This window comes from Nonomuraea jiangxiensis (genome assembly GCF_900099965.1).
Lineage (GTDB): Bacteria > Actinomycetota > Actinomycetes > Streptosporangiales > Streptosporangiaceae > Nonomuraea > Nonomuraea jiangxiensis.
The window spans coordinates 458690-472934 of sequence record NZ_FNDJ01000003.1 but is presented as its reverse complement, the minus strand read 5'-3'; the positions used below and the strand labels follow the sequence as shown (position 1 = coordinate 472934).

Genomic DNA, 14245 nt, shown 5'->3' with positions numbered 1-14245 from the left:
TCTTGACGGCGGAGGAAGACGGCGGGGAAAAGGAAGGGAGTCGCCTTGCTCGGCAAGCGATTCAACAGGATGGCGTTCGGCTCGGTCGTCGGCGTCATGCTCATGGCAGCGACCGCCTGTGGCGGCGGTGGCACCGGTGGGGGCACCACGGCCAGCGAGGCGCCGAGCGCGGCGAGCAGCGAGGCACCGAAGGGCGCGCTCAAGGTCGGGCTCGCGTTCGACGTCGGTGGGCGCGGTGACAAGTCGTTCAACGACGCCGCCTACGCCGGCCTGGAGAAGGCCCACACGGAGCTCGGCGCCGAGATCAAGGAGCTGAGCCCCAGCTCCGACGGCTCCAACCGGGGCGACCTGCTGCGCCAGCTGGCCGACGCCGACTACAACCCGATCGTCGCGGTCGGCTTCGCCTATGCCGAGGACGTCAAGAAGGTCGCGGAGGAATACCCCGACCTCCAGTTCGCGGTGGTCGACTCCGCCTCCAACGCGCCCAACGTGACCGGCCTGCTGTTCGCCGAGGAGCAGGGCTCCTACCTGGCGGGCGTCGCCGCGGCGAACAAGACCACGGCCAACCACCTCGGCTTCGTCGGCGGTGTCGAGAGCGACCTGATCAGGAAGTTCGAGGCGGGCTTCGTGGCCGGTGCGAAGTCGGTCAAGCCGGACATCAAGGTCGACATCAAATACCTCACGCCCGACGGCGACTTCAGCGGCTTCCGCGCCCCTGACAAGGGCAAGGTCGCGGCCGAAAAGATGTTCCAGGACGGTGCGGACATCGTCTACCACGCGGCCGGCGACTCGGGCCTGGGCGTCTTCCAGGCGGCGGCCGCGGCCAAGAAGAAGGCCATCGGCGTCGACTCCGACCAGCGCCAGACGATCAAGGAGACCGATCTCCAGCCGGTCATCATGACCTCGATGCTCAAGCGCGTCGACGTCGGCGTCTTCGAGTACATCAAGGCCTTCCAGGGCGGCGCCAAGGGCGGCACCGACGTCACCTACGACCTGAAGGTCGACGGGGTGGGCCTGTCCACCACCGGCGGCGAGATCGACGACATCAAGGACAAGATCGACGCTGCCAAGCAGGACATCGTCGACGGCAAGATCACGGTTCCGGCCAAGCCGTAACCTGGGCGGGACTCGACCAAGGGCCCGGAGTTCACAGCTTCGGGCCTTTCGTCTATCCAGCCCCTCCGTAGGAGAGGCGAGATGAGTGCTGACACCCTGGCCACGGCGAAACCCGCCGTAGAGCTGGAGGGCATCACCAAGCGTTTCCCCGGCGTCGTCGCGAACCACGACATCCGCATCACTGTCCGACCGGGCACGGTGCACGCCATCGTGGGGGAGAACGGCGCGGGCAAGTCCACATTGATGAAGATCCTCTACGGCATGCAGAAGCCGGACGAGGGCACGATCAAGGTCGATGGCGCGGAGGTCAGCTTCCGCACCCCCAGCGACGCCATCGGCGTCGGCATCGGCATGGTGCACCAGCACTTCATGCTGGCCGACAACCTCACCGTTCTGGAGAACATCGTCCTCGGCGCCGAGCCGAAGAAGCTCGGCCTGCTCGACACGGCCGCGGCCAGGACGCGCATCACCGAGCTGGCCCAGACCCACGGGCTGCGGGTCGATCCCGACCGGCTGGTGGAGGACCTCGGCGTGGGCGACCGCCAGCGGGTGGAGATCCTCAAGGTGCTCTACCGCGGCGCGCGCATCCTCATCCTCGACGAGCCCACGGCGGTGCTCGTCCCCCAGGAGGTCGAGGAGCTCTTCCAGAACCTGCGCGAGCTCAAGTCCGATGGCCTGACCGTCATCTTCATCTCCCACAAGCTCGACGAGGTGCTCGGCATCGCCGACGCGATCACCGTGATCCGCCGCGGCACCACGGTCGCCAGCGTGAACCCCGCCGACGTCACCGCGCGCCAGCTCGCCGAGCTCATGGTCGGCAGCGAGCTGCCCACGCCGGAGACCCGCGAGTCCACGGTGACCGACCGGGTGGCGCTGACGGTCGCGGGCGTCACCATGGAGGCCGACGGCCACCGCCCGGCCGCGAACGACGCCACCTACCTCGACCGGCTCCGCGCGGAAGGCGCGCGGCTGCTGCTCGACGACGTGTCGTTCGAGATCCACGAGGGCGAGATCCTCGGCATCGCCGGGGTCGAGGGCAACGGCCAGTCCGAGCTGATCGAAGCGATCATGGGCATCCGCCCCGCGCACGGCAGCGTGGAGCTGGGCGGCCGGGACATCAGCGGCTGGTCCACGCTCAAGCGCAGGGAGTCGGGCATCGGCTATATCCCGGAGGACCGCCACCGGCAGGGCCTGCTGCTGGAGGCGTCGCTGTGGGAGAACCGGGTGCTCGGCCACCAGACCAGGTCCCCGGCGCGGCGCGGCATCTGGGTCAACCGGCGGGCCGCCAGGGCCGACACCCAGCGCATCGTCAAGGACTACGACGTACGTACGCCGAGCGTGGACACCCTGGCACTGGCCCTGTCCGGCGGCAACCAGCAGAAGCTGATCGTCGGACGCGAGATGAGCGGCGAGCCCAAGCTGCTCATCGCCGCCCACCCCACCCGGGGCGTGGACGTCGGCGCGCAGGCCGCCATCTGGGACCACCTGCGCGAGGCGAGGGCCGCCGGGCTGGCCGTGCTGCTCATCTCCGCCGACCTCGACGAGCTGATCGGCCTGTCCGACTCGTTGCGGGTGATCTACCGGGGACGGCTCGTGGCCGCGCTCGACCCTTCCGACATCACGCCCGAGCGGCTGGGCGGCTACATGACCGGCGCCATCGCCGGCACTGAGGAGTCGTGATGCCCGCCGGGCTCAACCGGGCGCTGCTCACCGTCATCGGCGCTGTCATCGCCATCGTCCTGGCCATCGCGATCTCCAGCGTGGCCATCACGGCGGCGGGGGCCAGCCCGCTCGCCGCGCTCGGCGCGTTCTTCGACTTCGGCTCCTCGCCGCGGACGGTGGCCAACGGCATCGCGACCTTCCTCAACCGGGCGGTGCCGCTGTTCATCGCCGGGCTGGCGGTGGCCGTCGGCTTCCGCATGAACCTCTTCAACATCGGCGTGGAGGGCCAGTACCGGCTCGCGGCCATCGTCGCGGCGTACGTGGGCTCGACGTTCACCGCGCCCGCGCCGATCCAGATCGCCGTGATCATCGTGGTGGCGGCGGCCGTCGGCGGCCTCTACGCGCTGATCCCCGCGATCATGAAGGTCACCAGGGGCGTGAACGAGGTCATCGCCACGATCATGCTCAACTACGTCGCGATCAACCTGGCGTCCTATCTCGTACGCGGGCCGTTCTCCGGACAGCGCGCCGAGGGGGCGCTCAACACGACCACGCCCGAGCTGCCCGAGTCGGCCATGTTCCCCAACCTCAACTTCATCTTCGACTGGTTCGGGCAGCCCGAGCCCACCCGCGGGGGAGGCGTGTGGGGGTTCCTGATCGCGGCGGTGGTGCTGGGCGTGCTGGTCTGGGCGGTGCTGGAGCGCACCCGCTTCGGCTTCGAGATCAAGGCCAGCGGGCTCAACGGCCCGGCCGCGGCCGCCTCGGGCGTCAACCCGAAGAAGATGATCATCGCGGCCATGGTGCTCTCCGGGGCGATCGCCGGGCTCATCAGCCTGCCGGAGCTGCTCGGCGACAAGGGCGCCTACACCTCCACCTTCACCGCCGGACTGGGCTTCCTCGGCATCGCGGTGGCGCTGCTCGGCCGGAACAAGCCGGTCGGCATCGCGTTCGCCGCCCTGCTGTTCGCCTTCCTCGACCGGGCGCAGGGCGCGTTGCAGTTCGCGGATGTCCCCGCGTCCGTCATCACGATCATCCAGGGAATGATCGTGCTGCTGGTCGTCGTGGCGAACGAGGTGACCAACCGGTTCGCCCTCAGACTCGAAGAACGGCGGGCCGCGCAGCAGCTCGGCAGGAACGCTCCGGTTGAGGTGGCAGCATGAGCAGGGTCGGCAAGTACCACGTGGCTCTCATCGGCGTTGCCGCGCTGATCCTGCTGATGTCGCTGGTGCGCGTCGTGTCGGGCCAGAACGACATCACCTCCTCCGGTACGTTCGCCGCCGCGCTGCTGCTGGCGGTGCCGATCGGCCTGGCCGGGCTGGGCGGGTTGTGGGCCGAGCGGGCCGGCGTGGTCAACATCGGCCTCGAAGGCATGATGGTGCTCGGCACCTGGTTCGCCGGCTGGGCCGGTTACCAGTGGGGCCCGGTGGCCGCGCTGCTCGCCGGGCTGCTCGGTGGCGCGCTCGGCGGGCTCATCCACGCGATCGCCACCGTGTCCTTCGGCGTCGACCACATCATCAGCGGCGTCGCGATCAACCTGCTCGGGCCGGGCGTCACCCGCTTCCTGTCCGAGGTGCTCTACAAGGAGGGCACACCGGCGGCCGAGGCGGGCGCCGGCATCACCACCTCGCCCGCGATCAGCTCGCCGCCGCCGGAGATCAGCCTGCCGCTGCTCTCCCAAGGGCCGGACCTCCTGGGCGCGCTGGAGAACACGCACTGGTTCCTGCTGTCCGACCTGGCGGGCATTCTGCGCGGCCTCACCCACAATGTGAGCGTGCTGGTGATCCTGGCCGTGCTGCTGCTCCCGCTGACGTTCTTCGTGCTCTGGCACACCGCCTTCGGCCTGCGGCTGCGTTCGGCGGGGGAGAATCCGTGGGCGGCCGAGTCGCTGGGCGTCAACGTCTACCGGATCAAATACATCGCCGTCGTCATCTCGGGCGCGTTCGCCGGGCTGGGCGGCGTGTTCCTGGTCTTCGTCTCCACCAAGTACGTGGAAGGGCAGACGGCCGGGCGAGGTTTCATCGGCCTGGCCGCGATGATCTTCGGCAACTGGCGGCCCGGCGGGCTCGCGGCCGGGGCGGCGCTGTTCGGCTATGCCGACGGCCTGCAGCTGCGCAGCTCGGGGGCGGTCACGTCGTTCTTCCTGTTCGGTGCGGTGCTGCTGCTGGTCTACCTGGGGGTCCAGGTGCGCCGGCTCACCGCGTCCGACCGGCCGGCCGAGCTGGCGGCCCGGGGCGGCAGAGAGTACACCCTGATGGCGGTCGCCGCCGCGGGCATGGTCGTGCTGTTCTGGCTCTGGCTGACGGTCGACCAGCTCCCTAACGAGTTCGTCTTCATCACACCACACGTGCTCACGCTGCTCGTGCTGCTGGTGGCTTCGCAGCGGTTGCGGATGCCCAAGGCCGACGGCGTGCGCTATCGCCGGGGGGAGCAACATTGAGCAGCGGCAGGGATGTCGACTGGGACGGGCTGCGGGCCGCGGCCACGGAGGCCATGCGCAGCGCGTACGCGCCTTATTCGAAGTTCCCCGTGGGGGCGGCGGCGCTGGTCGACGACGGCCGGATCGTCACCGGCTGCAACGTCGAGAACGCCTCCTACGGGCTCGCGTTGTGCGCGGAGTGCGGGCTGGTGTCGGCGCTGCAGCTCTCCGGTGGCGGCCGGCTGGTGGCCTTCACCTGTGTGGACGGCCACGGCGAGCTGCTGATGCCCTGCGGGCGCTGCCGCCAGCTCCTGTTCGAGTTCGGCGGTGAGGACCTGCTGGTCGAGACCGTGGACGGGCCCAGGCCGATGGGGGAGCTCCTGCCGTACGCGTTCGGACCCGACGACCTCGACAAGAGCGCATGATGGACGCGATCGAGGTCATCCGCGCCAAGCGCGACGCCGGCGAGCTCACGACCGGGCAGATCGACTGGGTGATCGACGCCTACACCCGGGGTGAGGTGGCCGACGAGCAGATGTCCGCGCTGGCCATGGCGATCCTGCTCAACGGCATGAACCGGCGCGAGATCGCCGACTGGACGCAGGCCATGATCCGCTCCGGCGAGCGCATGGACTGGTCGGGGCTCGACCGGGCCACGGCCGACAAGCACTCGACGGGCGGCGTGGGCGACAAGATCACGTTGCCGCTGGCCCCTGTGGTGGCGGCGTGCGGCGCGTACGTGCCGCAACTGTCCGGGCGCGGCCTCGGCCACACCGGCGGCACGCTGGACAAGCTGGAGTCGATCCCCGGCTGGCGGGCCTCGCTGTCCAACGGCGAGATGCTGGGCGTCCTGCGCTCGGCGGGAGCGGTCGTCTGCGCCGCCGGCTCCGGGCTCGCCCCGGCCGACAAGAAGCTGTACGCCCTGCGCGACGTCACCGGCACCGTCGAGTCGATCCCGCTGATCGCCTCGTCGATCATGTCGAAGAAGATCGCCGAGGGCACCGGGGCGCTCGTCCTCGACGTGAAGGTGGGCTCCGGGGCGTTCATGAAGACGCCTGAGACGGCCAGGGAGCTCGCCGAGACCATGGTCGCGCTCGGGACGGACGCGGGCGTGCGCACGGTCGCGCTGCTGACGGCGATGGACCGGCCGCTCGGGCGGACCGTGGGCAACGCGCTGGAGGTCGAGGAGTCGGTCGAGGTGCTGGCCGGCGGCGGCCCCGAGGACGTAGTGGAGCTGACCGTACGGCTGGCGCAAGAGATGCTGGAGGCCGCCGGGATCTCGGGCAAGGACCCGGCCAAGGCGCTGGTGGACGGGTCGGCGATGGACGCCTGGCGGCGCATGGTGGCCGCGCAGGGCGGCGATCCGGACGCGCTGCTGCCCAGGGCGGCCGAGACCTTGACCGTGGAGGTGCCGGAGTCGGGCGTGCTGACCCGGCTGGACGCGTACGCGGTGGGGCTGGCGGCGTGGCGACTGGGCGCCGGGCGGGCGCGCAAGGAGGACCCGGTGTCCTTCGGGGCGGGCGTCACGCTGCACGCCAAGCCGGGCGATCTGGTGCGGGCTGGCCAGCCGCTGCTGACGCTGCACGCCGACGAGACGGCCCGCTTCGAGCGCGCGCTCGCGGCCTTGGAGGGTGGCTACGCGGTGGGCACGGTGAGCGAGGACCAGCTACCGCTGATCATCGACCGCGTCACCGCGACGTAGCGTCGGCGGCCCGCACCGCAGCCCCGGCGGCCGCGCCGGGGCCGGCGTCCGCAGCGAACGGAGCGCCGGAGCCGGCGGTGAGCCGGAGGCGCGTGCCGGTGGTGAGCGAGGCGCGTGCCGGTGGTGAGCGGGGCGGGCGCCCCGGCCGTCATTGAGGGGTCAGGGCCGGGGTGTCGGCGAAGATCTCCCGCAGGACGGCCCGGTGCGTCGGGGCCGCTTCGGCGTGGCGGGCGCGGCCCTCGTCGGTGATGTGGACGAAGACGCCGCGCCGGTCGTCGTCACAGGCGCAGCGTGACACCAGCGCGGCCTTCTCCAGCCGGGCCACCACCCGGGACAGCGCGCTCTGGCTCAGGTGGACCTCGTCGCAGAGCTCCTGAATGCGCAGCTTCCTGTCGTGGCGGACGATCCGGTCCAGCACCTCGAACTCGCTGGGCCCCAGGTCATGGCGGTCACCCAGCTCGCGCTCCAGCGCGCACATCCCCTTGGCGTGCTTGGCCAGGACATAGTGCCAGGTGTCGACCGCGAACTCGTCGTCCATGTCGAGAGGCTACCATCCGGCCAATAAATATGCAACGGCATTAAATTCCCTTGCATTAGATGCAGGTGCATGTATTGTTCTGAGGCATGTCCTCCTTGTCATCCCGTTGGGGCGCGCTTGCCGTGCTCTGCACAGTGATATTCCTTGACGCCCTGGATGTTTCGATGGTGGGCGTGGCCCTGCCCGCCATCCAGCACGACCTGGGCCTCAGCACTTCCTCTTTGCAATGGGTGGTCAGCGGCTACGTGCTCGGCTACGGCGGTCTTCTACTGCTCGGGGGCAGGACCGCCGACCTGCTGGGGCGGCGCAGGGTGTTCCTGGTCGCACTGGCGGTCTTCGCCGTGGCGTCATTGCTCGGTGGCGTGGTGGACGACGGCGGGTTGCTGATCGCGGCCCGGTTCGTCAAGGGCGTGGCCGCCGCCTTCACCGCGCCCGCGGCCTTGTCGATCATCACGACGACCTTTCCCGAGGGGCCGGAGCGCAACCGGGCGTTGAGCATCTTCACCGCCTGCGGCGCCAGCGGCTATTCGCTCGGCCTGGTGCTGTCCGGCCTGCTCACCGAGATCGGCTGGCGCTGGACACTGTTGATGCCGGTGCCGGTCGCGGTCATCGCCCTGGTCGCCGCGCTGAAGGTGCTGCCGAGCGGCCGGGAGGAGCGCGCCGAGGGCGGGCACGACCTGGTCGGCGCGGTGCTGATCACGGCCTCCATGCTGCTGCTGGTGTTCACGGTGGTGCAGGCGCCCGAGGCCGGCTGGGCCTCCTTGCGGACGATCGGCTCGCTGGTGGCGGTCGCCGTGCTGCTCCTGCTGTTCGTGGTGGCCGAGCGCCGGATGCGGCACCCGCTGGTCCGGCTGGGCATCCTGCGCTCGGGCTCGCTCGTACGGGCCAACCTGGGGCTGCTCATCCTGATGGGCTCGTACGTGGCCTTCCAGTTCGTGGCCATGCAGTACTTCCAGAACCTGCTGGGCTGGTCGGCGCTCGGCACCGCCCTGGCGTTCCTGCCCGCCGGCCTGCTCGTCGCGGTCACCTCGACCAAGATGGGCGACTTCGCCGACCGCTTCGGCACCGGCAAGCTGATCGTCGTCGGCGCCGCCGCGCTGGCCGGCGGATACGCGATGTTCCTCGGCATCGACCGCACGCCCAGCCTGGGCGGCATGGTGATCCCCGGCATGATCCTGCTGGGCATCGCGTTCGCGCTGTCGTTCCCCTCGCTGAACATCCAGGCGACCAACGGCGTGCACGACGACGAGCAGGGTCTGGCCTCCGGGCTGCTCAACACGTCCGGCCAGGTGGGCGGTGCCATCGTGCTGGCCGTGGTGACCGCCGTGCTCACGTCGGGCGGCGGTGAGACGCTTTCCATCGCGTCCATGCGCGCGGCCATCGTCGTGTCGCTGGTGCTGGCCCTGGTCGGCCTGGTGGTCTCGGCGGCCGGCCTGCGTTCCCGCAAGGCGGTGACGGCGGCCGAGCAGGAGAGCCCGGCCGCCGTCTACGAGACCCTCTGACCCGGTCCTGTGCGGCCCCGCCGGTGACCGGCGGGGCCCTTCCGCCGGGGAAACCCGTGCTGATCTGGCGTGATGCCGCTTGCGAGCCGGTGGGGCTGGGAATCTACCCGGCATGCGCTCTCGTGCCGCCGTTCCGCTCGCCTGCGTCGCCGCCGTGCTCACCGCGTGCGGCACCGCCCCCCAGACCGTCCAGCCGGAGCGCCCGCCCGTGGGGACGCCGTCGGCGGGCGGCCCGTCCACCGGCGGCTCGTCCCTGGAGTCGCCGTCCGGTGGCGGTCCGGACGTCGGAGCGCCGCCGGACGCCGGCCTCGACACCGAGGGCTCGACGAGCAGCAGCGAGGTGCACGTCGACAACGGCGGCGGCGAGCCCGCCCTCGTGACGGCCGTGCGGTACGCCGCCCACCAGGGCTATGACCGGGTGGTGGTCGACCTGCGGGGCGGCTCCCCCGGATACGACGTCACGTGGGTGGACAAGCTCGTACAGGACGGGTCCGGCAAGCGGATCGACGTGCGCGGCGGGGCATACCTGCAGCTCACGCTCTTCCCCGCGCACGCCCACGACGAGGACGGCAGGTCCACCTGGACCGGTGGCCCGGTCTACCGGGCCGGCCTGCGCAACCTCACCGACGTCGTACGCACCGGCGACTTCGAGGGCCGGGTGGGCATCGCGCTGGTGCTCAACCGGCAGTCGGGCTTCCAGGTCATACAGCGGGGCGACCGGCTGATCCTGGACGTGGCACACTGACGGTCGTGGTGAGAAGGATCGAGGGCCCGGCCCGCATTCCCGTACCTGGTGGAAAGCTCATTGACGAGCACGTCGGCCGCGTCAGCAGCGGCGACGAGGAGATCTCCATCGCGCACATGACCGCGCCGCCGGGGTGGGCCGAGCCGCCCCAGGCGCCGGCCTTCACCGAATACACGGTGGTCCTGCGCGGCATGGTGATCGTGGAGCACGACGAGGGCGTGACGGAGGTCGCGGCCGGGCAGTCGGTGGTGACGGCGCCGGGGGAGAAGGTGCGTTACAGCGCCGGGCCCGAGGGCGCCGAGTACATCGCGGTGTGCCTGCCCGCCTTCTCGCCGGAAACAGCGGGCCGGGAGCCGTAGCGGGCGGAGCGGGCGCTGCTCATATCATGGCGAGATGAGCCCCACGCTTGAAGAGATCCGGCGGGCTCCCAAGGTGTTGCTGCACGATCACCTCGACGGCGGGCTCCGCGCCGAGACGATCGTGGAGCTCGCCAGGGAGACCGGCTACGATCGGCTGCCCGCCGACGACCCCGACAACCTCCGAGAGTGGTTCGCGGCGGCGTCCGACTCGGGCTCGCTCGAACGTTACCTGGAGACGTTCGCGCACACGGTCGGGGTCATGCAGACGCGCGAGTCGCTCGTCCGCGTGGCCGCCGAGTGCGCCCAGGACCTGGCCGAGGACGGGGTGGTCTACGCGGAGGTGCGGTTCGCGCCCGAGCAGCACACCACCCGGGGCCTGACCCTCGACCAGGTGGTGGAGGCCGTGCTGGAGGGGTTCCGCCAGGGCTCGCAGGGGCGCGGCATCCGCGTCGGCACGCTGCTCACGGCCATGCGGCACCAGGCGAGGTCCATGGAGATCGCCGAGCTCGCGGTGCGCTACCGCGACGTCGGCGTGGTGGGCTTCGACATCGCGGGGGCCGAGGCGGGATACCCGCCCACCAGGCACCTCGACGCGTTCGAATACCTGCAGCGGGAAAACGCGCACTTCACCATCCACGCCGGCGAGGCGTTCGGACTGCCGTCCATCTGGCAGGCCATCCAGTGGTGCGGCGCCGACCGGCTCGGGCACGGCGTGCGCATCATCGACGACATCACCGTGGGCGGCGACGGGGTCGCCAAGCTGGGGCGGCTGGCCGCCTACGTGCGCGACAAGCGCATCCCGCTGGAGATGTGCCCCAGCTCCAACCTGCAGACCGGGGCCGCCGCGTCGATCGCCGAGCACCCGATCGGGCTGCTGCGGCGCCTGCACTTCCGGGTCACGGTCAACACCGACAACCGGCTGATGAGCTCGACGAACGTGTCGCTGGAGTTCAGCAAACTGGTGGAGGCGTTCGGCTACGGATGGGATGACCTGCAGTGGTTCACGGTCAACGCGATGAAGTCGGCCTTCCTCCCGTTCGATGAGCGGCTGGCGCTGATCAACGGGGTGATCAAACCGGGGTTCGCCCAGCTGAAGTGGCAGCCGCTGTGAAGCAGACCTACCGGTCGAAGACGGCGTTCGTGCTCGGCTGGGTGTGGCTGGTGTTCGTCGCGTTCAACGTCTGGGATCTGATCGTCCACTACAGCGGCTCGCCGTCGCTGGTGGCGCTGGCCGTGCTCGGGGCGCTGACGGCGCTGGTCTACGCGATCGCGCTGCGCCCGGCCACCGTGTTCACGGAGGCGGGGCTGGTGGGGCGTAACCCGTTCCGCACGACGTTCCTGCCGTGGGCGTCGATCGAGGACGTGACGGTGTCGCACACCATCAACGTGCGGCACGGTGACGAGCGCGTGCTGCGGCTGTGGACGCCGATGAGCAGCGCGCGGGAGCGGGCCAAGGCCCAGCGGCGCGCGACGCCCAAGACGGAGCGGCGCGGGCGGTTCACGGCCGAGCCGCCCAAGCTGTCCAAGGGTGAGCAGGCGGCGCAGGAGGCATTCGCCGGCAAGACGCACGCCGACTGGGTGGGGGAGCAGATCCGCGAGCGCGCCGAGGCGGCCAGGCGTCGCGCCCAGGCGTCGGCCCTGGCCCGGACGGCCAAGCCGAAAACGGAGGCGAAGTCCACGGCGGCGGAGCCGGAAGCGGCGGCCCAGGATGGAGTGGCGGCCGGGTCCGGGGCGGCGGAGCCGGATGCGGCGGCCGGGTCCGGGGCGGTGGAGCCCCGGGCGGCGGCGGAGGCCGCCCGGGTCACCTGGTCCTACGACTCCATCGCCGTGCTGCTGGTGGCGGTGGTGCTGGTGGTCGTGGCCGTCGTCGCCGCCTAGTCCCGGTCGCTCCGGTCGCCCCGGTTGACGAACCGGGACATGCCCGCCTGGGCGATGCCCGACTCCTCCACCTGGACGGCGGCCTCCGTCTCCGCCCTGAACGCGCGCTCCACCTCCTCCAGGGACGGGCGCAGCAGCGCGAGGTGCACGGGCGTGGCCGTGCCCGGGGCGGTCCAGTGGCGCACGCGGGCGACGGCCGTGTCCAGCAGCGCCTCCGGGGCGACGATCTCGTCCAGCAGGCCGAGGGCGTGCGCCTTCGCGGCGGTCACGCGGGTGGAATCGAGCACCAGCCGCAGCGCCCTGGCACCCACCAGACGGGGGAGCAGATAGCTGCTGGCGTTGGAGATCGACAGGCCGAGGTGGTTCTCCGGCAGGAAATAGCCGGCCTCCGGGGTGCCGAGGCGGAGGTCGAAGCAGAGCGTCCATTCGGCGGCCCCGCCCACGGCCAGGCCGTTGACCGCCGCCACGACCGGCACCTGGGTCTCCAGTACGGCCCTGGTCATGTCGTGGAAGGTCTCCACCTCGGCCACCAGCGACTTGCCCACGGCCTCGTGCAGGTCCTCGCCGGCCGAGAAGGCCCGGCCGGTGCCGGTGACCACGACGCCCCTGGCGCTCTTGCCGTGCTCGCGCACCGCGGCCGCCAGGTCCGCGCGCATGGCGCTGGTGAGGGCGTTCAGCTTCTCCGGGCGGGAGATCGTGATCACCGCCACCTCGTCGCGCTCGGTCACGTCGATCATGAGTGCTCCTTTGCTGCCGTTTCCCGGCGGGGGGTGTCGGTCGCGATGGCGGGGGCGGCGCGCTGGTCGCGCTCCGGGGTGAGGAGGTGGCGCTTCTCGATGCGGGCCGAGGGGGTCAGCGAGAACGTCTCGACGAACTCCACGTACGCCGGGACCTTGAACCTGGCCAGGCGCTGCCTGGCGTGCTCGACCACGCTCATGGCCAGGTCGACGCCGGGCTCGTGGCCGGGGCGGAGTTGCAGGAACGCCTTGGGCAGCTCGCCGGACAGCTCGTCGGGGATGGGCACCAGGGCCGCCTGCAGCACCGCCGGGTGCTGGGTGAGCACGCGTTCCACCTCGGCGCACGAGATGTTCTCGCCGCCCCTGCGGACCATGTCCTTGATCCGCCCGGTGTGGTGCAGGTAGCCGCGGTCGTCGCGGAAGCCGAGGTCGCCCGTGTGGTACCAGCCGTCTCTGAAGACCTGGGCGGTGGCCTCCGGGTGGTTCCAGTAGCCCCGCATCATGGGCACGCCCCTGACCAGGATCTCGCCGGTCTCGTCCAGCTTGACCTCCTTGCCCGGCGGCGGCAGGCCCATGGCGCCGGTGCCGACCGTCTCGGCCGCGTCCTCGGGCACGACCAGGTCGGGGCCGCTCTCCGTGGAGCCGTACAGCTCGCGCCAGGGGGCGCCCCAGCGCTCCTCGAACGTCCGGTGCAGGTCGGGCTGGATGCCCGAGCAGATCACCAGCCGCATGCGGTGGTCGCGGTCGTGCGGGTGCGGCGGCTGCTTGTGCAGCAGCAGGGGCATGGAACCCAGGACGTACGTGAGCGTCGCGCCGTGCTCCCTGACCGAGGGCCAGAAGCCGGAGGCGGAGAAGCGGGGGAGCAGGACGAGCGGGATGCCGCCGATCAGGCAGACCAGGGTGGCCCACTGGGGGTCCAGGTAGGAGTAGGCCTGCACCATGAGCAGGACGTCGTCGTCGCGGAGGTTCACCTGGTCGGCGATGATCTGAGCGGTTCTGAGCCAGTAGTCGTGGGTGAGCATGCAGGCCTTGGGGAAGCCCGTGGTGCCCGATGTGTACTGAAAATTCGCTACATCGTGGTGTTCGGTGGGCACGTCGGGGGTCAGGCGGCTCTGCTCGTCCATCAGGAAGCCGGGGGTGCCGCAGTCGGCGAGGCCGGCGTGATCGAGGTGGGTGATGATCCGGGTGGCGCCGGAGTCCCGCAGGACGTGCGCCAGGTCGGCGGCCTGGTAACGGACGTTCACCGGGACGGCGACGGCCCCGGCCTTCAGCACCCCGAACCAGCTCAGCGGCCAGCCGGAGGTGTTGTCCAGCATGATCGCGACCCGGTCGCCGGGTCGCACGCCCCAGGCCACCAGGCCCCGGGCCAGCAGGTCGGACTGCTCGTCGGCCTCGGCGAAGGTGAGCGTGGCGTCGGGGCAGCGGAGGAACTCTCGTGCGCCGTACGTTCTGGCGGCTTGCCGTAGTAAGTCGGGGATCGTTTCGGGCATCCAGCGGCTCCCATGGCAGATCCAGGGGCCCGGAAAAGGCCCCATGTCATCCCAAATCACCATAGGTTGACCCTGACACCGTGTCAGCCGGTAGATCTGG

General features: G+C 70.8%; 14 protein-coding genes. 11 read left to right on the top strand and 3 right to left on the bottom strand.

Annotation, left to right across the window (positions count from 1 at the left end):
- Positions 1 to 45: 45 nt before the first annotated feature.
- The 6 genes from BLS95_RS08445 to BLS95_RS08420 all read left to right on the top strand — a co-directional run bounded on the left by BLS95_RS08445 (position 46) and on the right by BLS95_RS08420 (position 6896).
- Complete coding sequence (locus tag BLS95_RS08445) at positions 46 to 1116, top strand: BMP family lipoprotein (protein WP_090930309.1); 1071 nt, start codon at positions 46 to 48, stop codon at positions 1114 to 1116.
- Between the two features lie 81 nt (positions 1117 to 1197).
- A complete protein-coding gene (locus tag BLS95_RS08440; protein ID WP_090930308.1) occupies positions 1198 to 2796 on the top strand; it encodes an ABC transporter ATP-binding protein in 1599 nt (532 codons plus the stop codon).
- Complete coding sequence (locus BLS95_RS08435; RefSeq protein WP_090930307.1) at positions 2796 to 3938, top strand: ABC transporter permease; 1143 nt, start codon at positions 2796 to 2798, stop codon at positions 3936 to 3938. Before BLS95_RS08440 ends, BLS95_RS08435 begins: the two co-directional genes overlap by 1 nt.
- On the top strand, positions 3935 to 5215 hold the full coding sequence (locus BLS95_RS08430; RefSeq protein ID WP_090930306.1) for an ABC transporter permease: 1281 nt from the start codon (positions 3935 to 3937) through the stop codon (positions 5213 to 5215). Before BLS95_RS08435 ends, BLS95_RS08430 begins: the two co-directional genes overlap by 4 nt.
- Positions 5212 to 5619, top strand: a complete 408-nt coding sequence (locus BLS95_RS08425) for a cytidine deaminase (RefSeq protein ID WP_090930305.1) — start codon at positions 5212 to 5214, stop codon at positions 5617 to 5619. The genes BLS95_RS08430 and BLS95_RS08425 overlap by 4 nt, the downstream gene beginning before the upstream one ends.
- The gene (locus BLS95_RS08420) at positions 5619 to 6896 is read left to right on the top strand and encodes a thymidine phosphorylase (protein ID WP_090930304.1); all 1278 of its coding nucleotides are present in this window, start codon (positions 5619 to 5621) and stop codon (positions 6894 to 6896) included. The genes BLS95_RS08425 and BLS95_RS08420 overlap by 1 nt, the downstream gene beginning before the upstream one ends.
- A gap of 148 nt (positions 6897 to 7044) precedes the next feature.
- On the opposite strand, the gene BLS95_RS08415 is transcribed toward BLS95_RS08420, so the two are convergent.
- Complete coding sequence (locus tag BLS95_RS08415) at positions 7045 to 7434, bottom strand: MarR family winged helix-turn-helix transcriptional regulator (protein WP_090930303.1); 390 nt, start codon at positions 7432 to 7434, stop codon at positions 7045 to 7047.
- Positions 7435 to 7520: 86 nt separating this feature from the next.
- Here BLS95_RS08415 and BLS95_RS08410 point away from each other — a divergent pair, with 86 nt between their 5' ends.
- From BLS95_RS08410 to BLS95_RS08390, 5 genes are all read left to right on the top strand, one after another.
- Positions 7521 to 8936 carry an MFS transporter gene (locus tag BLS95_RS08410; protein ID WP_090930302.1) on the top strand — a complete coding sequence of 472 codons (1416 nt, stop codon included), beginning with the start codon at positions 7521 to 7523 and terminating at the stop codon, positions 8934 to 8936.
- 112 nt (positions 8937 to 9048) lie between these two features.
- A complete protein-coding gene (locus BLS95_RS08405; RefSeq protein ID WP_090930301.1) occupies positions 9049 to 9681 on the top strand; it encodes an AMIN-like domain-containing (lipo)protein in 633 nt (210 codons plus the stop codon).
- A gap of 5 nt (positions 9682 to 9686) precedes the next feature.
- Positions 9687 to 10040: a cupin domain-containing protein gene (locus BLS95_RS08400; protein ID WP_090930300.1), complete on the top strand. Its 354-nt coding sequence runs from the start codon at positions 9687 to 9689 to the stop codon at positions 10038 to 10040.
- A 34-nt stretch (positions 10041 to 10074) separates the two neighbouring features.
- Entirely contained in the window at positions 10075 to 11151 is a 1077-nt protein-coding gene (locus tag BLS95_RS08395) for an adenosine deaminase (protein WP_090930299.1), read from the top strand.
- Positions 11148 to 11918, top strand: coding sequence for a PH domain-containing protein (locus tag BLS95_RS08390; protein ID WP_176993076.1), 771 nt, complete (start codon positions 11148 to 11150; stop codon positions 11916 to 11918). Before BLS95_RS08395 ends, BLS95_RS08390 begins: the two co-directional genes overlap by 4 nt.
- Here the strand turns inward: BLS95_RS08390 and BLS95_RS08385 are convergent.
- Together BLS95_RS08385 and BLS95_RS08380 are read right to left on the bottom strand one after the other, a co-directional pair.
- Positions 11915 to 12655: an enoyl-CoA hydratase/isomerase family protein gene (locus BLS95_RS08385; RefSeq protein ID WP_090930297.1), complete on the bottom strand. Its 741-nt coding sequence runs from the start codon at positions 12653 to 12655 to the stop codon at positions 11915 to 11917. The genes BLS95_RS08390 and BLS95_RS08385 overlap by 4 nt on opposite strands.
- Positions 12652 to 14145 (bottom strand): class I adenylate-forming enzyme family protein, encoded by a 1494-nt coding sequence (locus BLS95_RS08380; RefSeq protein WP_090930296.1) that lies wholly within the window; start codon positions 14143 to 14145, stop codon positions 12652 to 12654. The genes BLS95_RS08385 and BLS95_RS08380 overlap by 4 nt, the downstream gene beginning before the upstream one ends.
- Positions 14146 to 14245 lie beyond the last annotated feature (100 nt).